A 20,954-nucleotide genomic window follows, 5' to 3' on the forward strand; every position below is an offset into this window, starting at 1 on the left:
TCCGTACCTGAGGCCCCGTCCGGCCTGCGAGACTCGAAGCATGCGGACCGAACTCACCGATACGACCTCCAGCAAGGTCAACCGGGCCCTGCTCGACGCGCGACGGGCCGTCGGGAGCCCCACGATGGGGCTCGTGCTCAACCTCCTCGTCGCCACGGACGAGGAGAACGCCTACGACGCCGTCCGCGCGGCCTCCGAGGCCTCGCGCGAGCACCCCTGCCGGATCATCGCGGTGATCAAGCGCACCGCGCGCGGCTCGCACCGACTGCGGCAGAACCGGCTCGACGCCGAGCTGCGGGTCGGCGCCGACGCCGGATCCGGGGAGATCGTGCTGCTCCGGCTGCACGGGACGCTCACCGAGCACGCGGGCTCCGTGGTGCTCCCGCTGTTGGTACCGGACGCGCCCGTGGTGGCCTGGTGGCCCGCCGACGCCCCGGACGCGCCCGCCAGGGATCCGCTGGGCGCCCTCGCGCAGCGCCGGATCACCGATGCCGAGGCGGCCGCCGACCCGGTCGCCGCGCTCGACGCCCGGGCCGGCGCCTACCAGCCCGGGGACACCGATCTGGCCTGGACCCGGCTCACCCCGTGGCGCTCGCTGCTGGCCGCCGCCCTGGACCAGAAGCCGCTCCCGGTGACGGGCGCGGCGGTGGAGAGCGAGCCCGGCAACGCGAGCTCCGAACTGCTGGCCCGCTGGCTGGAGGACCGGCTCGGCGTGCCCGTGGAGCGGGTGGCGACCGGGGGCCCGGTCATCACCCGGGTCCGGCTGACGACCTCGGCCGGGGAGATCCGCGTGGACCGCCCGGACGGGGTCCTGGCCACCCTGCTCCTGCCGGGCAGCCCGGACCGCAAGGTGGCGCTGAAGATCCGCAGCAGCGCCGAGCTGATAGCGGAGGAACTGCGACGGCTCGACGCCGACGAGATCTACGCTTCGGCGCTGCGCTTCAGGCGGCCGGCCCAGGCGTCGCTCTCCGCGTAGTGGTTGTCGTAGACGGGCTGGCTGTCGATGATGTCCTGCACCGTGGCCTCGCCGGCCCGGACCCGGCCGAGCAGCCGGTAGTAGTCGAAGCGGCCCATGCCGGGGGTGAAGCCGACGAAGACCTCGGCGGTGCTGTCCGCGGCGGGGGCGAAGGCGTGCTTCACACCGGGGGGCACGGCGAGGAAGTCGCCCTTGGTCAGGGTGTGTATCTCGTCGCCGAGCAGGACGTCGAGCGTGCCGTCCGTGACGTGGAAGAACTCGGTCGCCTTGGTGTGGAAGTGCACCGGGGCACCCGCCGCGCCGACCTCGAAGGTGGCCGTGTTGCAGGTGAGCTCGGCGGTGTCCGTGAGCAGGGTGATCAGGCTGCCGGGACCGTCGGAGATGATCTCGGCAGTGGCGGCGCGGGTCAGGTTCTCAGTCATGATCACGAGCTTAGGGGCAGGGTCTGACAACGGGCGCGACACTCGCCCGAACCGTCAATTCCGCTTGCTGGAAACGCTGGTGGCCGCTTTCGCCGCCTTTGCGGCGGCCTTCGCCTCCTGCTTGTGCGCCCGTACCTTGGCCAGCGATTCCGGGCCGGTGATGTCGGCCGCCGACCGGTAGACGTTCGCCGGCCCGTACCCGCCGGCCGCCTCGCGCCAGCCGCGCGGCCGCACCCCGAACCGCTTGCCGAGCAGCGCCAGGAAGATCTGCGCCTTCTGCTCCCCGAAGCCGGGCAGCGCCCGCAGCCGGGCCAGCAGCTCGGCGCCGGTCCCCACGTCCGTCCACACCGCCGCCGCGTCCCCTTCGTAGTGCTCCACGAGGTACGCGCACAGCTGCTGCACCCGCTTCGCCATCGATCCCGGGTAGCGGTGCACGGCCGGCTTCTCGGAAAGCAGCGCGGCGAAGGCCTCCGGGTCGTAGGCGGCGATCGCGTGCGCGTCCAGGTCGTCGGAGCCGAGACGCCGGGCGATCGTGTAGGGCCCCGAGAACGCCCATTCCATGGGTACCTGCTGGTCCAGCAGCATCCCGACCAGCGCGGCGAGCGGGCTGCGCCCGAGCAGCTCGTCGGCCTCCGGCTGCTGGGCGAGCCGGATGGTGACGGCTGCGCCCTTGTCGTTCTCGCCCTTCTCGTCCTTCTCGTCCTTCGTGGCGTTCTTGTCGTTGCTGTCGTCCATGACTCCAGGGTCCCGCGCGGCGGTGCTCCCCGCGCGATTGTCAGACCCCGCGCCTAGCGTGAGTACGGAGACGGGTCACGTCGTACACGACACAGGAGTCGATCGATCATGACTGAGTTCACGGAAGGCGCGCCCTGCTGGGTGGACGCGATGTTCTCCGATCTGGAGGGCGCGAAGACCTTCTACGCCGATGTGCTGGGCTGGACCTTCGGCGAGTCCAGCAGCGAGTACGGGAACTACACGCAGGCCTACTCCGACGGCAAGGCCGTCGCGGCCGTGGTGCCGCCGATGCCGGGGGCGGAGGGCCATTCGCAATGGTGTCTCTACCTCGCCTCGCCCGATGCCGCGGCCACGGCCGCGAAGATCAAGGCGGCCGGCGGCGAGCTCCTGATGGAGCCGATGCAGGTCGGCTCCTTCGGCACGATGGCCATCGCGAAGGAGCCGAGCGGCGCGGTCTTCGGCGTTTGGCAGCCGGGCGACCACAAGGGCTTCGAGAAGATCGGCGAGCCGGGTGCGTACTGCTGGGCCGAGTTCTTCTCGCGCGACGTGGCCAAGCCGGACGCGTTCCTCCCGCAGGTCTTCCCGTACGGAACCCAGGAGATGGACCTCGGCGACGACCCCGAGGCGGCCGGGATGGACTTCAAGGTCTTCAGCCTCGGCGGCCCGGAGAACCCGGTGCTGGGCCGGATGAACATGGGCACCGACTTCCCGCCGGAGATCCCCTCGTACGTCCAGGTCTACTTCGCCGTCCCGGACTGCGACGAGGCGGTCGCGAAGACCCAGGCCCACGGCGGCAAGCTGCACTTCGGCCCGATGGACAGCCCCTTCGGCCGCTTCGCGGCGGTCGCGGACCCGCAGGGCGCGGCCTTCGCCGTGATCGACGTGGCGAAGACGGTCGGCGAGATGCCGAAGTTCCCCTGACGGGCGGTGGGGGATGCGGGGGACCGCCCTGCGCCCCCGCCCCCGCACCCCCTACGCCTTACGCCGCGAAGCCGAGGGCGAAGGCGGCGACGACCGGGGCCATGTAGATCACCGGGAAGGGGACGTGGGCGTACGACCGGGCCCGGAGCACGGTGATCACGGCGCCGGTGTAGTAGAGGACCAGGCCGATGCCGGCGGCGATGCCGACGGCCGGGACGACGAGGCCGGCCAGCAGGCCCAGCGCTCCGGCGGCCTTGGCCGCACCGAGCGGGGTCCACCAGGCCCGGGGGACCTCGTACTGCTCCATGGCCTCCACGACCCAGGGGGCGCGGCGCAGGAGCGAGTAGCCCGAGAAGCCCGACATGGCGGCGGCAAGGACGGCGACGACGGTGGCGGCGATCTGCATGAGGGGCTCCTCGGTAGGCGGTGCGGACGGTGTTTTTTCGTCCTCACCGCACTGACCCGCGCCACCGCACGGGTGTGACAGGAACCCAGAAGATTTTTTTGTCGGCGCATCGGCCGGCCGCTCGGGTGTCGCGCTGATCAAGTCGACCGAGATCTCCCTCGCGACGGTCTGAGGGTCCTGACGGTCTGAGGGCCCTGGACATCTGAGGGCCCCCGGCGGTCCGGGGGCCCTGCCCTACGGCCGGTCCGAGCAAGAGCAGAACCCTCCTCACGGGACAAACGGGGCAAGGGGCGTAGCGTCGTAGGAGCGACCAGAAAAACGGCCACGGCATGCGAAATACGCGCAAAAGGGCCATGTGAACGAACGAAGGGTGCCGCCGATGTCCGTCCCGCCCGTCCCGCCCGTCCCGCCCACCCCGCCCGTCCTCCGCGCCCTCCCCGTGCTCGTCGGGTTCGACGGGTCGCCCCGGAGCCTCGCCGCCGCCCGGTGGGCCGCCCGTGAGGCCCTGGCGGCCGGGGCGCCGCTCCTGCTGCTCCACGTCGGCCAGGCCTGGCCGACCGTCCAGCCGATCTCACCGGAGTTCCAGCCCGTGCTCGGCGCGAGCGAGTCCGCGGCGAGGACCGTACTGACCGCCCTCACCGAGGAACTCCGCGCCACCCACCAGGACCTGACCGTCGAGGCGGCCACCGCCGAGGGCGGACCCGGCAACGAGATCCCGCGGGCGGCCGCCGGGGCGAACGCCGGGCTGATCGTGCTCGGCGCGAGCGGCGAGGACCGCCACGTGGTTCCGCTGCTCGGCTCCACCGCGCTGCACGTCGCGGGGCGCGCCGAGGTCCCGGTGGTCCTGGTACGGGAGCCCGCCGAGCGCGCGCCGCACGGGCGCGGGGTCGTCGTCGGGGTGGACCCGGCGGGCGACTACGCCGCGGTCCTCGACTTCGCGTACGCCTGGGCGGCGCGGCACGCCCTCCCGCTGCGCGCGGTGCACGCGGTGCCAGTGGGCCCGGCCGCCCCGGAGCCGCTCGAAGCGGCGGTGGCCGCGGCCGGCGCGGCCTACCCGCGGGTGCCGACGCAGTGCGTGACCCGCTCGGGCGACCCGGCGAAGCTCCTGCTCGAGGAGTCCGCCGGGGCCGACCTCCTGGTCGTGGGCCGCCGCCACCACCGCCCCCTCCACGGCATGGGCCCCACGGACCACGCGGTGGCCCACCACGCCCACAGCCCGGTGGCCCTGATCCCCCACGGCTAGGCCGTCTCTATCCGTCTCCGGGACCTCAGCCGCGCACGAACCGGAGGTCGACCTCCGGGACCGCTCCGTCGAGGCGGTCTGCGTCCTACTTGTCAGCTGCCGGGCCGTACCACTGCAAGGCCTGGCCGGTGACGGCCGCGATGCACTCGAAGTCACGGTCGCGGTGCAGGAGGGTCAGCCCCTGCAGTTCCGCGGTCGCGGCGACGATGAGGTCCACGGCGCCGGCACTGCGGTGCTGCCCCCGCCGCGTCAGCAGCTCCTGCACCTGCCAGGCCCGGTCGTATGCGCGGTCGTCGATCGGCACCCAGCCGAACAACAGGCGCATGTCCTCGATCCCCCGGATCCGGTCCTCGGCGGACCGGGCGCTATAGAAGAACTCCAGCTCGGTGATCGGGCAGGTGGCGATGAGTCCGGCCGCCGCGGCCTGGTCCCAGCCGTACTGTTCCGCGTCGCCCCGCATGAGTCGGGCCAACGCGCTCGTGTCGATGAGGAATTGGGCAGCGCTCACCGCCGGTAGTTCCCCTTGTCGTCAAAAAGGTCCAGGTCGAAGGCGCCGTCGGTGGCGGCCGCACGAAGACGCGTCAGTGCAAGGGCTCGTCGTCGGGTCTCCAGCACCTCGCGCAGGGCGGTGTTGACCGTGTCCCTCTTGGTGCTGGTGCCGAGTGCTTGGGCGACGTCCGCAAGCAACTCATCGTCGAGATCGATCACGGTTCTACTCACGAGGCACCTCCGTTGATATCAACTCGGATGCCGATTATATCTTTGAAGGTATCTTCCAGGGAACCTTTAACGAGTGGCCCTCTACCGCCGCAGCAGCACGATCACCGACCCCCACATCGTCAGCAGTACGTTGCCCAAGGCGTACGGGACCGTCGTCCCCAGGGCCGGGATCTGGCTGCGGGCGCGTTCCGTGAGGGCGCCCAGCGCGGCCGTCGTGGTCTGGGCTCCGGCCAGGGCGCCGAGCAGGATCGGGAGGGGGAGCCGCTGCACGAAGTGCCCGTAGGCGAATCCGACCAGCAGCGGCACGCTCGTCACGGCCGCGCCCCAGAGCAGCAGCGGCCAGCCGGCTTCGCGCAGGCCCGGGACGAAGCTCGGGCCGGCGTTGAGGCCGACGACCGTGACGAACACGCACAGGCCGAGCGTGCCCATCAGCCACTGCGCCGCCGACGGCAGGTTCCCGTACGTGGGGTACTTGCTCCGGATCCAGCCGAAGACCAGCCCCATCAGCAGCGCCCCGGTGGAGGTGGACAGCGACAGCGGAGCACCGGCCGCGTGCAGGGCCGGGATGCCGAGGCAGCCGCCGAGGAAGAGCCCGAGCGCGATCCACACCATGTCCGTCGCGAAGCTGGTCGGCACCGGCTTGCCCAGCTCCGCCGCGGCCGCCTCCACCCGGCTGCGCGGCCCGGTGAGGACCAGGGTGTCGCCCCGCTCCACGGTGCTGTCGAGGCGGACCCGCAGGTCGGCGCCGGCCCGCCAGTGCTCGTCGACGAAGACGCCCGGCATGAACTCCTCGTGGCGCAGGGTGCGGATGGTGCGGCCGCTGAGGTTCCGGTCGGTGATGACCACGTGCAGGGACTCGGTGCGGTAGGCGAGCAGCTCGAAGTCGTCGGTCTCCATCCCGATGTGCGTGCGCGCGTCGTACGCGACGAGGTCGCCGCGGACCGCGCTGACGGCCAGGACGTCCCCGATCTCGACCCGGGTGTCGGCGGTGTGCTCCAGGATCTCCCCGGCGCGGCGCAGCCGGGTGATGTAGAGCCGCCGCCCGGCGGCCTTCTGCTCCGCCTCGAAGTCCCCGATCGTGCGCCCCGCGAAGGCCGCCACGTCGACGGCGTACGCGCGCAGCACGTGCTTGTAGTAGCCCTCCCCGGCGTCGGGGTTGTCCTCGGCGGCCTCCAGGTCGGCGGCGAGCACGGCGCTCTCGGCCGCGAGGTCCCGGCGTAGGAGGCGGGGCAGGAAGCCGGCGAGGAGCAGCGCGGGCAGGACCGTACCGAGGGGGTACGTGACCGCGTAGGCGACGGCGATCAGATGGGACTGGTCCCGGGCCTCGTCCGCGCCGACGCCGGGCAGGTGGGCGATGGCGTCGGAGCCGACGCCGATGACGGCGGACTGGGTGAGGCCGCCGCCGAGCAGACCGGCGGAGAGGCCGGGCCCGTACCCGGCGAGGGCGGCGAAGGCCCAGGCGGAGGCGAGTCCGGTGACGCAGACGATGAGGGCGAGGACGACCTGGGGGAGGCCGTCCTTGCGCAGGGCGCGGAAGAACTGCGGGCCGACGTCGTAGCCGAGGGCGAAGAGGAACATGAGGAAGAAGACGGACTTGATCGGACCGTCGATCTCGACCTTGGCCTGGGAGCCGATGACCAGGCCGGCGACCAGGCACCCGGTGACGGCGCCGAGGGCGATGGACTTGTACCGGAGGCGGCCGAGCAGGAAGCCGACGGCGATGGTCAGGAAGATCAGCAGCTCGGGGTAGGGCCGGAAGATCTCGTCCCGCAGCCAGTCCATCCACACCTCCTCGGCCGTCTCGGGAAACGGTATGTGCGGGTATGCCCGCCCGCATGTCCAGCCGGTCCGCCGGCTTCCTCCGCCGGCTCCCTGCACCGGGCGCGACCGGCCGGTCGCGGGGTCAGCGGGCGACCCGCTCGGCGAGGTACTGCTCCCAGGTGCGGCGGCCGAGCGCCTGGCCGGGGGCGGTCAGATGGCCGGCGCGCCAGGCGGCCCCGATCTTGCCGGGGATCCGGACGGGAAGGACGGTGCGGCGCTTGCCGGCGGCGCGCAGCCAGTCCTCGGCGAGGCGGGCGGCCGGGTACACGGTCGGGCCGGCGAAGTCGGGTACCCGGCCGGCCGGGGCGCCGAGGGCCAGCTCGACCAGCCGGTCGGCCACTTCGCCCGCGTCGGCCGGCTGGCAGTCGGTGCCGGACGGTACGAGGACCACCGGGAGCTTGGACAGGGCGCCGAGGGCGAGGTCGAGCAACGCGGGGAACTGTGTGGCCCGCAGGTTGGTCCAGCCGGTGTCCGAGGAGGCGAGCAGCCGCTCGCACTCCAGCTTGACCCGGAAGTAGGGGTAGGGGATCCGGTCGACGCCGACGATCGAGATGTTGACGACGTGTTCGACGCCGGCCCGCTGCACGGCTTCCAGCAGGTGCCGCAAGCCCGGGACGTCGTTCTTGAAGTGCCGGATGTCGCTGGCGCAGTGGATGACCGTACGGACGCCCGCGAGCGCCTCGTCGAGTCCGGCGCCGGTGGTCAGGTCGCCGGTGTACCAGTCCACCCCGGCGTCGTTCGGCAGCGCGCTCCTGCGCGTGAGCGCGCGGACCGGGCGGCCGGTGCGGCGGACCCGCTCCAGCACTTCGCGGCCGAGCATGCCCGTCGCCCCGGTCACCATGATCGTGTCGTTCTTCATCAGTCCCAGCCTTCCGCAGGCGCTGTCGCAGCAGCTGTCGCCGTTGCCGTCACCGATGAAGAACCAACGGGTCAGGCGTTCTGTGACAGCTCTCGGAGTTGAGTCGCGAGGAAGGCGAGTTTGTCCGGGTTCAGGACGAGCCGGACGCCGGTGATCCCGCCCTCGCCGAGCTCCAGCGCCCCGAACGCGGTCAGCTCGCCGTTCGCCCAGCCGACCACCGCCGGAACGCCGTTCACCTCGGCGAAACCGATCTGCGCGCCGTTGACCCACCGGGAGAAGAGACCGGCCAGGAAGCGGGCCGCGTTGTCCCGCCCGGCCACCGGCCGGCTCGACGCGCTCGCCTTGCCGCCGCCGTCCGACCAGACGACGACCTGGTCGGCGAGCAGCTGCTCCAGCTGGGCCATCGCGCCCTCGGACGCGGCGGCCAGGAACCGGGCGAGCAGCTCGTCGTCCTGCTCCCGCGAGGTGGTGAACCGCGGCCGGCCGTCGGTCAGGTGCTGCTTGGCCCGGCGGTAGAGCTGGCGCGCGTTCGCCTCCGTGCAGTCGAGCACGCCCGCGATGTCCCGGTGGCTGTAGTCGAAGGCGTCGCGCAGCACCACGGCGGCCCGCTCGGGCGGCGACAGCCGCTCCATCATCGTCAGCACGGCGAAGGACACCGAGTCCCGCTGTTCGGCCGTCTCCATGGGGCCCAGCACCCCCGCGCCGGTCCCCACCGGCTCCGGGATCCAGGGCCCGAAGTACTCCTCGCGCTGCACCCGGGCGGAGGTGAGCCGGTTCAGGCACAGGTTGGTGAGCACCTTGGCCAGCCACGCGCCCGGCGCGGCCACCCGGCCGGGCTCGACCCCGTGCCAGCGCAGGTACGCGTCCTGCACGGCGTCCTCGGCCTCGGCCGCCGAGCCGAGCATCCGGTACGCCAGCGAGAACAGCCGCGATCGATGGGTCTCGAACTCCTGTGCCGTGTCCATGGCCCCACGCTAAATGCGGGCTCCCGACGGGCCCCCGGCAGGGCCGGTGGGCGTGCGTCAGCAGCCGCTTTGCTGCGTGAGCAGGTCGAGCACCTGCCGCGGTGTCCAGTTGCCGGTCGCGCCCGGGCAGGCGGACAGGTAGTCGGCGATCTCCTGCTCCCGCCACGGCCCGGACTCCAGCAGACCGCCCGCCAGGTACCGCAGGTACGCGGCGGACGGCATGAGCGGCTCGACGTCCCGGAGGGACCAGGGGGCGGTGAAGGTCAGCACGGGGATGCCCTCGACCGTCCCCGGGCAGATCAAGGTCTCGTACCGGCCGCTGCCCGACGCGTCGCGGCCGTCGCGCAGTACCGTGCCGAGGTCGAGGTCCGTTCCCGGTTGCCGGTACATCTCCTGCGCGGCGATGTCCGACACCTGGCCCACGGTCACGAGGTGGGCGCGCCCCAGCAGGCGACCGGGCGCCGAAGGATCGTAGAAGCCCCTGCCCCCGGTCCACACCGGGGACTCGGTGGCGAAGTAGAGGCATCCGTCGAGCTGGACGGCGATCGACCGCTCCGGCGCCCGCCGGTCCCGGCAGCCGGGATACGAGCGCGTCGCGCCGGGCGGCGTCCCGCCGGCGATGTAGGCGGCCAGCCGGTCCATGTGCATGTTGGAGCCGTACGCGGCGTACCAGACCCGCCCGTGGCCCCTCGGAGCCTCGACGCCGAGCGGAACGGCGGTGTGGACGACCATGCGGTTCCTCGCCTGCGGACCGTACGTGAGGAGAAAGTCGAAGAGCCCCGCTGCAAGCAGCGGGGCTCTTCGGCTTATTGCCCGGTGAGAGCAATGGCGGAGGATACGAGATTCGAACTCGTGAGGGGTTGCCCCCAACACGCTTTCCAAGCGTGCGCCCTAGGCCACTAGGCGAATCCTCCGCGGCAAACAATACAAGACGTTGAGGGGTGCTCGCGAACGTGATCGTCGGGCGGGCCCGGGCGGGGGGCCAGGTCGGGGTGCGGGTCGGGGTCCGGGTCGGGTCCGGCTCGGGTCCGGCTCGGGTCGCGGGGAGCTCCGGCCGGGGTCCGGCTCGATTCCGAGGCCCTCCATCCGCTAGGGTGGGGCCAGCCCCTCACGTGGCGCTATCTCACCCAACTCCCCCAGGGCCGGAAGGCAGCAAGGGTAAGTGGGCTCTGGTGGGTGCGTGGGGGGCGCTTTGCGTTCCGGGACGGGTCGGGCCGGCCGGGCCGCTCTGCGCGACCGGGCGCGGACCACGGCAGACCGGGTGGGTCTGCGGGCCACCGTTGTCGGTGGGCCCGGATAACCTCGTAGACGTGTCGTCCCTTGCGCTGTACCGCCGCTACCGCCCCGAGTCGTTCGCCGAGGTCATCGGGCAGGAGCATGTCACTGACCCGCTGATGCAGGCCCTGCGCAACAACCGGGTCAATCACGCGTACCTGTTCAGCGGGCCGCGAGGCTGTGGCAAGACCACCAGCGCGCGCATCCTCGCCCGCTGCCTGAACTGCGAGCAAGGCCCCACGCCCACCCCCTGCGGGGAGTGCCAGTCCTGCAAGGACCTCGCGCGCAACGGGCCGGGTTCCATCGACGTCATCGAGATCGACGCGGCCTCGCACGGTGGTGTGGACGACGCCCGTGACCTGCGCGAGAAGGCCTTCTTCGGGCCCGCCTCCAGCCGGTACAAGATCTACATCATCGACGAGGCGCACATGGTCACCCCGGCGGGCTTCAACGCCCTGCTGAAGGTGGTCGAGGAGCCGCCGGAGCACCTCAAGTTCATCTTCGCCACGACCGAGCCCGAGAAGGTCATCGGGACCATCCGGTCCCGGACGCACCACTACCCCTTCCGGCTCGTGCCCCCCGGCACCCTGCGGGACTACCTCGGCGAGGTCTGCGGCCGCGAGGGCGCCCACGTCGAGGAGGGCGTGCTGCCGCTCGTCGTGCGCGCCGGAGCCGGATCCGTCCGTGACTCCATGTCCGTCATGGACCAGCTCCTGGCCGGCGCCACCGAGCAGGGTGTGACGTACGCCATGGCCACCTCGCTCCTCGGGTACACCGACGGGACCCTGCTCGACGCCGTCGTGGACGCCTTCGCCGCCGGGGACGGGGCCGCGGCCTTCGAGATCGTGGACCGGGTGGTGGAGGGCGGCAACGACCCGCGCCGCTTCGTCGCCGACCTGCTGGAGCGGCTGCGCGACCTGGTGATCCTGGCCGCCGTGCCCGACGCCCGGGAGAAGGGGCTCATCGACGCCCCCAACGACGTGGTCGAGCGGATGCAGGCCCAGGCCTCCGTCTTCGGCGCCGCCGAGCTGTCCCGGGCCGCCGACCTGGTCAACACGGGGCTCACGGAGATGCGCGGAGCCACCTCGCCCCGGCTGCAGCTGGAGCTGATCTGCGCCCGCGTGCTGCTGCCCGCCGCCTTCGACGACGAGCGTTCCGTGCAGGCGCGGCTCGACCGGCTGGAGCGCGGCGGCGCCGCCTCCGCCGCCGCTGCCTTCGCCCCGGCCCCCGCCATGGGCTACGTGCCCGGGCCGGAGGCCCACGCGATGGCCCCCGCGTCGGTACGGACCCCCGCGCCGCAGGCTCCGGTGCAGCAGGCTCCCGTGCACCAGGCCCCTGCCCCCGTGCACCAGGCCCCCGCCCCGGCCCCCGTGGCTGCGCCCGAGCCGGTGGCCCCCGCGGCCCCGGCTGCCGCCCCCGGCGCCTGGCCCGGAGCCGCGCAGCCCGGTGGCGGCGCCCCCGGTGCCTGGCCCGGCGCCGCGACCCCCGGCGCCCCCGCGGCCCCGGCTCCCGCCCCGGCTCCGGCCACCGCCCCCGCCGCGGGTGCCTGGCCCGGTGCGGCCACCCCCGGCGCCCCGGTGGCCCCCGCGGCTCCCCCGGCGGCCCCCGCGCAGGGCTCCGCTCCGGCGGCGCCCGCGGCTCCGGCCCCCGGCATGGCCGCCGGCGCGGGGCAGATCCAGGCCATGTGGCCGGCCGTCCTGGACGCCGTCAAGAACCGCCGCCGCTTCACCTGGATCCTGCTCAGCCAGAACGCCCAGGTGGCCGGCTTCGACGGCACCACCCTCCAGCTCGGCTTCCCCAACGCCGGAGCCCGCGACAACTTCGCGAGCAGCGGCAGCGAGGACGTGCTCAAGGCGGTGCTCGCCGAGCAGTTCCAGGTCACCTGGAAGATCGAGGCCGTGGTCGGTGGGGGAGCCCAGCCCTTGGCCCCCGTGTCCGGGTCCTCCTACGGAGCTCCGCCCGCGCCCGCCTACCAGCCGCCGGCCCAGCAGGCCCCGCAGCAGTCACAGCCCCAGCAGTCGCAGCAGCCCCAGCAGACGTACCAGCAGCAGCCGCAGCAGTCCCAGCAGCCGCAGCAGTCGTACCAGCAGCAGCAGTCCCAGCAGCACCAGCCGACCCACCAGGCGCCCCCGCCGGTCGCCCCCGAGGACGATGTCGCGGAGGCCGACGACCCGGACCTCGTCGACACCGCACTGAGCGGACACGACCTGATCGTGCGCGAGCTCGGAGCCACCGTTGTAGAGGAATACACGAACGAATAGGGGGTCCGACTTGGGTGCCCGCACGAAGGGCACCCGCTCACGCGGGCTAGTCTTCATGGCGTGAAGGTCCTCGTCATCGGCGGCGGCGCCCGCGAACATGCCCTGTGCCGCTCTCTGTCCCTCGATTCCGACGTCAACGCGCTGTACTGCGCTCCCGGCAACGCCGGCATCGCCGAGGTGGCCGAGCTCCGCCCCGTCGACCCGCTCGACGGCGAAGCCGTCGCCCGCCTCGCCACCGAGCTCCGCGCCGACCTGGTCGTCGTCGGCCCGGAGGCCCCGCTCGTCGCCGGAGTCGCCGACGCCGTGCGCGCGGTGGGCATCCCCGTCTTCGGCCCGTCCGGCGAAGCCGCGCAGCTGGAGGGTTCCAAGGCCTTCGCCAAGGACGTGATGGCCGCCGCCGGAGTCCCGACGGCCCGCAGCTACGTGTGCACCACCCCGGAAGAGGTGGACGAGGCCCTCGACGCCTTCGGCGCCCCGTACGTGGTCAAGGACGACGGCCTCGCCGCCGGCAAGGGCGTCGTGGTCACCGACGACCGGGCCGCCGCCCGCGCCCACGCGCTGGGCTGCGACCGCGTGGTCATCGAGGAGTTCCTCGACGGCCCCGAGGTCTCCCTCTTCGCCATCACCGACGGCGTCACCGTGCTGCCGCTCCAGCCCGCGCAGGACTTCAAGCGCGCGCTCGACGGCGACGCGGGCCCCAACACGGGCGGCATGGGCGCGTACTCGCCCCTCCCCTGGGCCGACCCGAAGCTCGTCGACGAGGTCATGGCCTCCGTCCTGCAGCCGACCGTGGACGAGCTGCGCCACCGCGGCACCCCCTTCTCCGGACTGCTCTACGCGGGCCTCGCGATCACCTCGCGCGGCGTGCGGGTCATCGAGTTCAACGCCCGCTTCGGCGACCCCGAGACCCAGGTGGTCCTGGCCCGGCTGCGCACCCCGCTCGCGAGCGTGCTGCTCAATTCGGCCAACGGCACCCTGGACGCCCTGCCTCCGCTCAGCTGGCGCGAGGACGCGGCCGTCACCGTGGTCATCGCCTCGCACAACTACCCGGAGACCCCGCGCACCGGGGACCCCATCACGGGCCTGGCCGAGGTGGCCGAGCTGGACGCCCCCTACGCGTACGTCCTGCACGCCGGGACCCGTGCCGAGGGCGACGCCGTCGTCAGCGCGGGCGGACGCGTCCTGTCGGTGACGGCGACCGGTTCCGATCTGGCGGAGGCCCGGGACAGGGCGTATAAGGCGGTCGCGCGGATCGGGCTCGACGGCTCGCAGTACCGCACGGACATCGCGGCGAAGGCCGCGGAATCCCGCTGACCGGCGGCGTTCAGCGAGATCCGACGGAAGCGGGCCCGGTGCGCACTCGGTGCGGCCGGGCCCGCGTGCATGCTCGCGTGCGAGTGCATCCAGCCGCGTTCGAACGCACCCACCTTTACCCAAAGCCATTCCATCGGGTGATCGTCACCCGGTCTGCCTGACGGCCGCCCGCGTCCCAACTATGGTGCGGCGCAAGCATTCCGGCTCTCATTCCGGCACATGGCCCACCGGCATTGCGATGTCAGTGGCTGGTGTCACAGTGGGGGAGTGAGCAACGCCGTCGCATGGCAGAGGGGGTGAGGTCCGGCCGTGTCCGGAACCGGTTCGATCGCTGAAGTGGGTACGCCGTCCGCGCGTTCCCGTGCCTTGGCCGTGCTGCGTGTGCGCAGCAGGGCACTGGCCGTCGGGCTGCTGCCCGCCGCCGTGGCCGTGGTGCTGGTGAGCGCCCGTACGACGGGCCGGCTCGCCGGTGACCCCTGGCCCGCCGTGACCCTCGCCGTGTGCGCCGTCGCCGCCTTCGTCCTGCTCGTCGGCGGGATCTTCGCCGCCGTCGTGCTGCGGGCGAGCCCCGCCATGACCCCGACCGTGCCGCTGTCGGAGTCCGCCGCCCCCGATCTCTACCGGCTCGTGCGGGACCTGGCGGACCGGATGGACGTTCCGGCGCCCTCCGCGATAGCCCTGACACCCGACTGCGACAGCTGGCTGGAGGACCGCACGCACGCGGCGCACCGCCGTGCCCGCGGCCGCACGCACATATCAGGTGGGGCCGATGGCGCCGGCGGTCCGGAGTGCGAGCCCGGCGCCGCCCCGGTGCTGGTGATCGGCTCGCCGTTCCTGTGGTGGATGAGGGTCGCCGAGCTCCGCGCCGTCCTCGCGCCCGTCGTCGCCGGTACGGGCCCCTCCGCGCACCCGGACATAGCCGACGCGCGGGGATTTGTACGGGGCCTGGACGCCGCCGTGGACGTGGGCGGCCGGTGCTTCCTCGGCTGGATCGCGGCCCCCGCCCGGCTGCTGCTGCGGCTGTGCAGGGTGGACGCCGCCGAGATGGAGCGCGGGGTCGCCGCCGCCGCGTCGGACCGTGCACAGGGTGTGGACTACGCGCTGCGCATCGCCGCCCAGGAGCAGGTCGGGCTGGCGTACGCCGGCTGGGACCGGCTGCTGACCCGCGTCGCCCTGCCCGCCTGGCGGATGGGCCGCTGGCCGGCGCACCTGGACGCGGGAGTCGTCTCCGCACTGACCGAGCTGTCCCGGCGCGACCGGCTGGCCGACGGGTTCACCTCCCGGCTGGGCGAGCGCCCGGCGTGCGATCTGCTGGACCAGCCGGGTGCGGTGGACGAGGCAGCCTCGCTGCTGGCCGCGCGGCTGTTCCACGGAGGACCGGCCGAGGCCGGTCCGGACTGGTCGCCGGTGGACTGGGCGGCCTATCCGGAGGAGGTCGTCGACCGCAAGTGGCGCACGGAGGCGGCCCGCCTGCTGGCCGCCCTGGACGCGCTGTCGGCTCCGTCGGTGCCCGCCGCCTCCACGGTGGAGCGGGTGCTGACCTACCTCGCGGACGCCGACGCCGACGCCCTGGCGGGCCGGCTGAGCGGTGATCTGGCGCGGGAGGCCGTCCCCGCCCTGGCGGCCGCCGCCGCGGGCCGCGGGGCCGACGCGCTGCCGCTGTTCCCCCTGGAGGCTCCGCGCAGCGGGCGGGACCTGCTGGCGGACCACGTCGTGGCGCTGGTGTGCTGCGCCGCGGTCGACTCCGCGGGAGGCGAGCCCGGGCTGGACTGGCTGGACGGGCCGGTCCTGCTGGTCGCCGGAGTGCGGCGGGCCGATCTCGCCGGCCCGGTGCTGTCGCTCGTGGAGGACCAGGACCCCGGCCCGCTCCGGGACTGGCTCGCGGAGGTCGGCGTACGCCCGGAGAAGCCGGTCCGCCTGGTCTAGCCCCGCGGGCCTCCCTGGCCCCCCTGGTCCCCGGGCCGGGCCCGGTCGGGATCCCCGTTGAAGTTTTCGCGACGAACGGTGACGGAGTGCGTGCGTTATGTGATGTGCTGGGGACAGGTCGCGGCGTTCGGGGGAGCGAGGGAGGGGAGCAGCGGTATGGGTGCGGAGCAGATCAGGCGTTGGGAGTCGGGTGCGCTCGCGCACGCGGTGACCGATCCCTTCGGCCAGGGCCCCCTGCCGTGGTTCCGGGGGAGCGAGCTCTACTACGACGACAACGGGCAGGTCGTGCCCTGGTACGTGGACCCGGCCGTCGCCGCCGGGCCGGGGCAGCAGATCCCCCGCGCCCGTGGCGCGGGCGGCCCCCGCACCGCCGACGACGTGCACCGGCAGATCAAGGGGTTCACCTCCACCGGAGCCGTCACGCCCGGTGAGGCCATCGACTTCCACGTCACCGTCGATCCGCCCCAGCAGTTCTCCGTGGACGTCTACCGCATCGGGCACTACGGCGGCGACGGTGCCTCCAAGATCACCACGAGCCCCCGGCTCTCCGGCATCGTCCAGCCCGCACCCCTGACCGCCGACCGCACCGTCTCCTGCCACCACTGGTGGCTCTCCTGGCGGCTCCAGGTCCCCTCGTACTGGAGCGTCGGCGCCTACGTGGCGGTCCTGACGACCGCCGACGGATACCGCTCGCACATTCCCTTCACGGTGCGCGACGACCACCCGGCCGATCTGCTGCTCCTGCTGCCCGACATCACCTGGCAGGCCTACAACCTCTACCCGGAGGACGGCAGAACGGGCGCGAGCCTCTACCACGCCTGGGACGAGGAGGGCCGGCTGCTCGGCGAGCGCGACGCCGCCATCACCGTCTCCTTCGACCGCCCCTACGCCGGTGCGGGCCTGCCCCTGCACGTGGGCCACGCCTACGACTTCATCCGCTGGGCCGAGCGCTACGGCTACGACCTCGCCTACGCCGACGCCCGCGACCTGCACGCCGGCCGCGTCGACCCCACCCGCTACCGGGGCCTGGTCTTTCCCGGCCACGACGAGTACTGGTCCGGCCCCATGCGCCGCACCGTCGAGCGCGCCCGCGACCACGGGACCTCGCTCGTCTTCCTCTCCGCCAACACCATGTACTGGCAGGTCGAGCTCTCCCCCTCGCCCTCCGGAGTCGACGACCGGCTCCTCACCTGCCGAAAACGCCGCGGCCCGGGCCGACCCAGCCTCTGGCGCGAGGTGGACCGCCCGGAGCAGCAACTGCTCGGCATCCAGTACGCGGGACGGGTCCCCGAGCCCGCGCCGCTCATCGTGCGCAATGCCACGCACTGGCTCTGGGACTCCACCGGAGCCGTGGAGAACGACGAACTGCCCGGCCTGGTCGCGGGCGAGGCCGACCGGTACTTCCCGCGCACGCAGCTCCCCGAGCACCAGAGCCGGATCCTGCTCGCGCACTCCCCGTACGAGGACGGCGACGGCCACCGCCGCCACCAGGAGACCTCCCTGTACCGGGCCCCCAGCGGCGCGCTGGTCTTCGCGTCCGGCACCTTCGCCTGGTCCCCGGCCCTCGACCGCCCCGGGCACGTGGACGAGCGGGTCCAGCGGGCCACCGCCAATCTCCTCGACCGGATCTGCAAGAGGGACTGACCGGACCCGTTGTCCGCGGTCCTGGTCAGGTGCGGGAGAATGGGCCGCGCGCTCGTACAGAACCACAGGGAGACTCCGTGCCCGGATTCGTCGAAAAGCCCGAGCCGGTCCAGGTGCCCGGCCTCGTCCACCTCCACACCGGCAAGGTCCGCGACCTCTACCGCGACGAGGACGGCAACCTCGTGATGGTCGCCAGTGACCGCATCTCCGCCGCCGACTGGGTGCTGCCCACCGAGATCCCGGACAAGGGCCGGATCCTGACCCAGCTCTCCCTGTGGTGGTTCGACCAGCTCGCGGACCTCGTCCCGAACCACGTCATCAGCGCCGAGCTGCCCGCCGGCGCCCCCGCCGACTGGACCGGCCGCGCCCTGGTCTGCCGGAACCTCGCCATGGTCCCGGTCGAGTGCGTGGCCCGCGGCTACCTGACCGGCTCGGGCCTCGCCGAGTACGAGAAGACCCGTACGGTCTGCGGACTGGCCCTGCCCGAGGGCCTGGTCGACGGCTCCGAGCTGCCCGCCCCGATCTTCACCCCGGCCGCCAAGGCCGAGGTCGGCGAGCACGACGAGAACGTCTCCTACGAGGAGGTCGCGCGCACCCAGGGCGCCGAGACGGCCGCCCTGCTGCGCCAGACCACCCTCGCCGTGTACGGCCGGGCCCGGGACGTCGCCCGCGACCGCGGGATCATCCTGGCGGACACCAAGTTCGAGTTCGGCTTCGACAAGGACGGCAACCTGGTCGCCGCCGACGAGGTGCTGACGCCGGACTCCTCCCGCTTCTGGCCGGCCGACCTGTGGGAGCCGGGCCACAGCCAGCCCTCCTTCGACAAGCAGTACGTCCGCGACTGGCTGTCCTCCCCGGCCTCCGGCTGGGACTCCAAGGGCGAACTCCCGCCGCCCGCCCTCCCGCAGGAGGTCGTGGAGCAGACCCGCTCCCGCTACGTCGAGGCCTACGAGCGCCTCACCGGCCAGACCTGGGCCTGAGGCGGGAAACGGCGAAGGGCCCCGGAAACGGGGCCCTTTCCCACGGGCCGTCCCCCCACGGGCCGTCCCCACGGGACGGGTTCCCCGGGTCGGCGAACCCGGAAAACGAAAGAAGCCCCGGTCCGAGGACCGGGGCTTCTTCACTGCTGAGCGGACAACGCGACTCGAACGCGCGACATCCACCTTGGCAAGGTGGTGCTCTACCAACTGAGCTATGTCCGCAGGTGCGCCGTAGCGCGAGAACTACTATACCCAACCCCGGGCCCGTGCGAGACGCACCGCCGTGTGCCGGTTCTCGGCGCCCAGCTTCGTGGCTGCCGAGGACAGGTAGTTCCGTACCGTCCCCGGGGACAGCGAGGCCCGCTCCGCGATCTCCGCGATCGGCGCCCCGTCCCCGGCCAGTTCCAGCACCTCGGCCTCCCGGGCGGTCAGCGGGGAGTCGCCGGCGCTGATCGCGTCGGCCGCCAACTCCGGGTCCACGTAACGGCCTCCGGCATGCACGGTACGGATCAGCTCGGCCAGCCGCTGCGCCGAAACGGTCTTCGGCGCGAAGGCCCGTACGCCCGCGGCGAGGGCCCGCTTCAGGTGGCCGGGCCGCCCGTGGCTGGTCACGATCATGGTCTTGCAGTCGGGGAGTTCGGCCCGCAGGGATGTGGCCACGCTCACACCGTCGGCCCCCGGCATCTGCAGGTCCAGCACCGCCACGTCGGGCCGGTGGGCCCGCGCCATCGCGAGCGCCTCCGGCCCCGAGGCGGCCTCGGCGACGACCAGCAGATCGTCCTCCAGTCCCAGCAGCGCGGCCAGCGCGCCCCGGATCAGGTGCTCGTCGTCGGCCAGCAGTACGCGTACGGGGGTCATGCCCGCGCCTCCAGTTCTCGCATCGGACCGGCCGCCGGGCCGGGGATCTGCGCCCGCAGCCGGAACCGGCCGCCGTCCACCGGGCCGGCCTCCAGCGTGCCGTCCAGCACCGCGAGCCGTTCCCGCAGGCCCGCGAGCCCCGAGCCCGGCGGCCCGGCCGGGGCCTTGGGGGCCCCGTCGTTCTCCACGACCAGCGTGAGCGCGCCCGTGGGGGCCGCCGTCAGCCGGATCACGCAGCTGCGGGCGTCGCCGTGCCGCAGTACGTTCGTCGTCGCCTCGCGCACCACCCAGCCGAGCGCCGACTGGGCCTCCGCGGGCAGCTCGCGGCCCTGTTCGTACTCGACGAGGCAGTCCATCCCCGCCGCGTGCAGGACCCCGCGCGCACCTTCCAGCTCCACCGCGAGGTTGGCCTCGCGGTAGCCGCGGACCACGTCGCGGACCTCCTTCTGGGACTCCCGGGCGATCCGCTGCACCTCGATCATCTGGTCGACGGCTTCGGGGCGTTCGCGCCGCGCGAGCTGCACGGCCAGCTCGCTCTTGAGGGCGATCACCGCCAGATTGCGGCCCATCACGTCGTGCAGGTCCCGGCCGAACCGCAGCCGCTCCTCGGCCACCGCGAGCTGCGCCTGGACCTCGCGGGCCCGGTCCAGCTCGCACACGGTGTCGAGCAGCCAGCCGGAGAACCCGCAGGCGAAGCAGAGGAAGGCGCTGGTCAGCAGCACCCCGACGGCCAGCCCCGCGGACTCGCCGGCCGGGACCCCGAAGGCGAGGGAGGCCAGCCCGGCGAAGGCGGCGGTGGCCGGGGCCACGTAGCGCATCTGCCGGACCTTGCGCAGGCACAGGACGAGCGTGCCGCTGGTGAAGCAGGTCATTCCGGCGATGAGGGTCGGAGCCACCGCCGGATCGCTGGTGAGCCCGGCCGCGCGCACGCCGAGGGCGCCCAGGACGGCGGCGGCGGTCAGGCCGGTGACGGCGACCGCGAGCCGCACCGGCCGCTCGCGCCGCCCCAGGATCCAGTCGAGCGACCGGGAGGAGAGGAAGCCGACGAGCAGGGAGTGCGCGCACACCGTCAGGAAGAGCGCGACCGGGACCATCGGCGAGCCCTCTCCGACGGTCGAGCCCAGCACGGCCAGTCCGATCGACGCGATCTCGATGGCCACGAAGAAGTGGAACGACCAGCGCGTGTACAGCTCGACCTTTCCCGCGCTGCTGCGGTTCTTCCACCAGCCGCTGAGTTTCATGGGCCCAGTCTCGCGGGCTCCGGGCCGGGGCGGCCATGACACCTGTCATGGATCTCGGAGCTCGGGGAGATCTCAGAGCTCACGGCCATCTCGGATAACCCGGGGCGGACATACGACAAAGGCCCCGGTCAATGACCGGGGCCTTCATACGCTGAGCGGACGACGCGACTCGAACGCGCGACATCCACCTTGGCAAGGTGGTGCTCTACCAACTGAGCTACGTCCGCATGCTTCTCACGACAAACTGCCGTGCGATGCGTGCATCACTCTACCTGATCCACAACCGTGGTCGGTAAAGCGAGCAGAGCGGGTGACAGGGATCGCACACTGCGCCTTCCCCCTGGAAGGGGGATGTTCTGCTACTGAACTACACCCGCACGACTTCGG

Annotated in this window: 19 protein-coding genes, 4 tRNA genes and 1 other RNA gene; 9 read left to right on the forward strand and 15 right to left on the reverse strand. The window is 72.9% G+C overall.

Annotated elements, in window-relative coordinates; translation table 11 throughout:
• Positions 1 to 40: 40 nt before the first annotated feature.
• Positions 41 to 976 (forward strand): glucose-6-phosphate dehydrogenase assembly protein OpcA, encoded by a 936-nt coding sequence (gene opcA / locus ACFVX6_RS10395; RefSeq protein ID WP_389689891.1) that lies wholly within the window; start codon positions 41 to 43, stop codon positions 974 to 976.
• Here the strand turns inward: opcA and ACFVX6_RS10400 are convergent.
• Together ACFVX6_RS10400 and ACFVX6_RS10405 are read right to left on the reverse strand one after the other, a co-directional pair.
• A complete protein-coding gene (locus ACFVX6_RS10400; protein ID WP_327305856.1) occupies positions 922 to 1,398 on the reverse strand; it encodes a cupin domain-containing protein in 477 nt (158 codons plus the stop codon). The genes opcA and ACFVX6_RS10400 overlap by 55 nt on opposite strands.
• A gap of 54 nt (positions 1,399 to 1,452) precedes the next feature.
• Entirely contained in the window at positions 1,453 to 2,133 is a 681-nt protein-coding gene (locus tag ACFVX6_RS10405; protein WP_389689893.1) for an HhH-GPD-type base excision DNA repair protein, read from the reverse strand.
• Between the two features lie 108 nt (positions 2,134 to 2,241).
• Between ACFVX6_RS10405 and ACFVX6_RS10410 the strand changes: the two genes are divergently transcribed.
• Positions 2,242 to 3,054 carry a VOC family protein gene (locus tag ACFVX6_RS10410; RefSeq protein ID WP_389689895.1) on the forward strand — a complete coding sequence of 271 codons (813 nt, stop codon included), beginning with the start codon at positions 2,242 to 2,244 and terminating at the stop codon, positions 3,052 to 3,054.
• Between the two features lie 58 nt (positions 3,055 to 3,112).
• Here the strand turns inward: ACFVX6_RS10410 and ACFVX6_RS10415 are convergent, their stop codons facing one another.
• Complete coding sequence (locus tag ACFVX6_RS10415) at positions 3,113 to 3,460, reverse strand: DoxX family protein (protein ID WP_389689897.1); 348 nt, start codon at positions 3,458 to 3,460, stop codon at positions 3,113 to 3,115.
• 379 nt (positions 3,461 to 3,839) lie between these two features.
• On the opposite strand from ACFVX6_RS10415, the gene ACFVX6_RS10420 reads away from it, so the two are divergent.
• Positions 3,840 to 4,703, forward strand: coding sequence for a universal stress protein (locus ACFVX6_RS10420; RefSeq protein WP_389689899.1), 864 nt, complete (start codon positions 3,840 to 3,842; stop codon positions 4,701 to 4,703).
• 85 nt (positions 4,704 to 4,788) lie between these two features.
• Here ACFVX6_RS10420 and ACFVX6_RS10425 read toward each other — a convergent pair whose 3' ends face one another.
• The 7 genes from ACFVX6_RS10425 to ACFVX6_RS10455 form a co-directional block, all read right to left on the reverse strand.
• On the reverse strand, positions 4,789 to 5,211 hold the full coding sequence (locus ACFVX6_RS10425) for a PIN domain nuclease (protein ID WP_389689901.1): 423 nt from the start codon (positions 5,209 to 5,211) through the stop codon (positions 4,789 to 4,791).
• Complete coding sequence (locus ACFVX6_RS10430) at positions 5,208 to 5,423, reverse strand: type II toxin-antitoxin system VapB family antitoxin (protein ID WP_327305865.1); 216 nt, start codon at positions 5,421 to 5,423, stop codon at positions 5,208 to 5,210. The genes ACFVX6_RS10425 and ACFVX6_RS10430 overlap by 4 nt, the downstream gene beginning before the upstream one ends.
• A gap of 81 nt (positions 5,424 to 5,504) precedes the next feature.
• On the reverse strand, positions 5,505 to 7,205 hold the full coding sequence (locus tag ACFVX6_RS10435) for an aspartate:alanine exchanger family transporter (protein WP_389689903.1): 1,701 nt from the start codon (positions 7,203 to 7,205) through the stop codon (positions 5,505 to 5,507).
• A 121-nt stretch (positions 7,206 to 7,326) separates the two neighbouring features.
• Complete coding sequence (locus ACFVX6_RS10440; RefSeq protein ID WP_389689905.1) at positions 7,327 to 8,103, reverse strand: SDR family oxidoreductase; 777 nt, start codon at positions 8,101 to 8,103, stop codon at positions 7,327 to 7,329.
• A 71-nt stretch (positions 8,104 to 8,174) separates the two neighbouring features.
• A complete protein-coding gene (locus ACFVX6_RS10445; RefSeq protein WP_389689907.1) occupies positions 8,175 to 9,068 on the reverse strand; it encodes an RNA polymerase sigma-70 factor in 894 nt (297 codons plus the stop codon).
• A 57-nt stretch (positions 9,069 to 9,125) separates the two neighbouring features.
• The gene (locus ACFVX6_RS10450; RefSeq protein ID WP_389689909.1) at positions 9,126 to 9,800 is read right to left on the reverse strand and encodes a histone deacetylase; all 675 of its coding nucleotides are present in this window, start codon (positions 9,798 to 9,800) and stop codon (positions 9,126 to 9,128) included.
• A 94-nt stretch (positions 9,801 to 9,894) separates the two neighbouring features.
• Positions 9,895 to 9,982, reverse strand: a tRNA-Ser gene (locus ACFVX6_RS10455).
• Between the two features lie 185 nt (positions 9,983 to 10,167).
• On the opposite strand from ACFVX6_RS10455, the gene ffs reads away from it, so the two are divergent.
• The 6 genes from ffs to ACFVX6_RS10485 all read left to right on the forward strand — a co-directional run bounded on the left by ffs (position 10,168) and on the right by ACFVX6_RS10485 (position 18,468).
• Positions 10,168 to 10,266: signal recognition particle sRNA small type (gene ffs / locus ACFVX6_RS10460), an RNA gene on the forward strand.
• A gap of 112 nt (positions 10,267 to 10,378) precedes the next feature.
• Positions 10,379 to 12,604, forward strand: a complete 2,226-nt coding sequence (locus ACFVX6_RS10465; protein WP_389689911.1) for a DNA polymerase III subunit gamma and tau — start codon at positions 10,379 to 10,381, stop codon at positions 12,602 to 12,604.
• A 60-nt stretch (positions 12,605 to 12,664) separates the two neighbouring features.
• Complete coding sequence (purD, locus tag ACFVX6_RS10470; RefSeq protein ID WP_389689913.1) at positions 12,665 to 13,918, forward strand: phosphoribosylamine--glycine ligase; 1,254 nt, start codon at positions 12,665 to 12,667, stop codon at positions 13,916 to 13,918.
• 309 nt (positions 13,919 to 14,227) lie between these two features.
• Positions 14,228 to 15,844, forward strand: a complete 1,617-nt coding sequence (locus ACFVX6_RS10475; protein WP_389689915.1) for a hypothetical protein — start codon at positions 14,228 to 14,230, stop codon at positions 15,842 to 15,844.
• Between the two features lie 156 nt (positions 15,845 to 16,000).
• A complete protein-coding gene (locus tag ACFVX6_RS10480) occupies positions 16,001 to 17,488 on the forward strand; it encodes a N,N-dimethylformamidase beta subunit family domain-containing protein (protein WP_389689917.1) in 1,488 nt (495 codons plus the stop codon).
• A gap of 77 nt (positions 17,489 to 17,565) precedes the next feature.
• Entirely contained in the window at positions 17,566 to 18,468 is a 903-nt protein-coding gene (locus tag ACFVX6_RS10485; protein ID WP_389689919.1) for a phosphoribosylaminoimidazolesuccinocarboxamide synthase, read from the forward strand.
• A 149-nt stretch (positions 18,469 to 18,617) separates the two neighbouring features.
• Here the strand turns inward: ACFVX6_RS10485 and ACFVX6_RS10490 are convergent.
• The 5 genes from ACFVX6_RS10490 to ACFVX6_RS10510 form a co-directional block, all read right to left on the reverse strand.
• A tRNA-Gly gene (locus ACFVX6_RS10490) sits at positions 18,618 to 18,690 on the reverse strand.
• A 24-nt stretch (positions 18,691 to 18,714) separates the two neighbouring features.
• Positions 18,715 to 19,326: a response regulator transcription factor gene (locus ACFVX6_RS10495; protein WP_250751962.1), complete on the reverse strand. Its 612-nt coding sequence runs from the start codon at positions 19,324 to 19,326 to the stop codon at positions 18,715 to 18,717.
• Entirely contained in the window at positions 19,323 to 20,567 is a 1,245-nt protein-coding gene (locus ACFVX6_RS10500) for a sensor histidine kinase (protein ID WP_389689921.1), read from the reverse strand. The genes ACFVX6_RS10495 and ACFVX6_RS10500 overlap by 4 nt, the downstream gene beginning before the upstream one ends.
• A 154-nt stretch (positions 20,568 to 20,721) precedes the next feature.
• Positions 20,722 to 20,794 (reverse strand) — tRNA-Gly (locus ACFVX6_RS10505).
• Positions 20,795 to 20,872: 78 nt separating this feature from the next.
• Positions 20,873 to 20,944: transfer RNA gene (locus tag ACFVX6_RS10510), tRNA-Gly, on the reverse strand.
• Positions 20,945 to 20,954: the final 10 nt, after the last annotated feature.

It is taken from the genome of Streptomyces sp. NPDC058289 (assembly GCF_042880975.1).
Classification (GTDB): Bacteria; Actinomycetota; Actinomycetes; order Streptomycetales; family Streptomycetaceae; genus Streptomyces; species Streptomyces stoeckheimensis.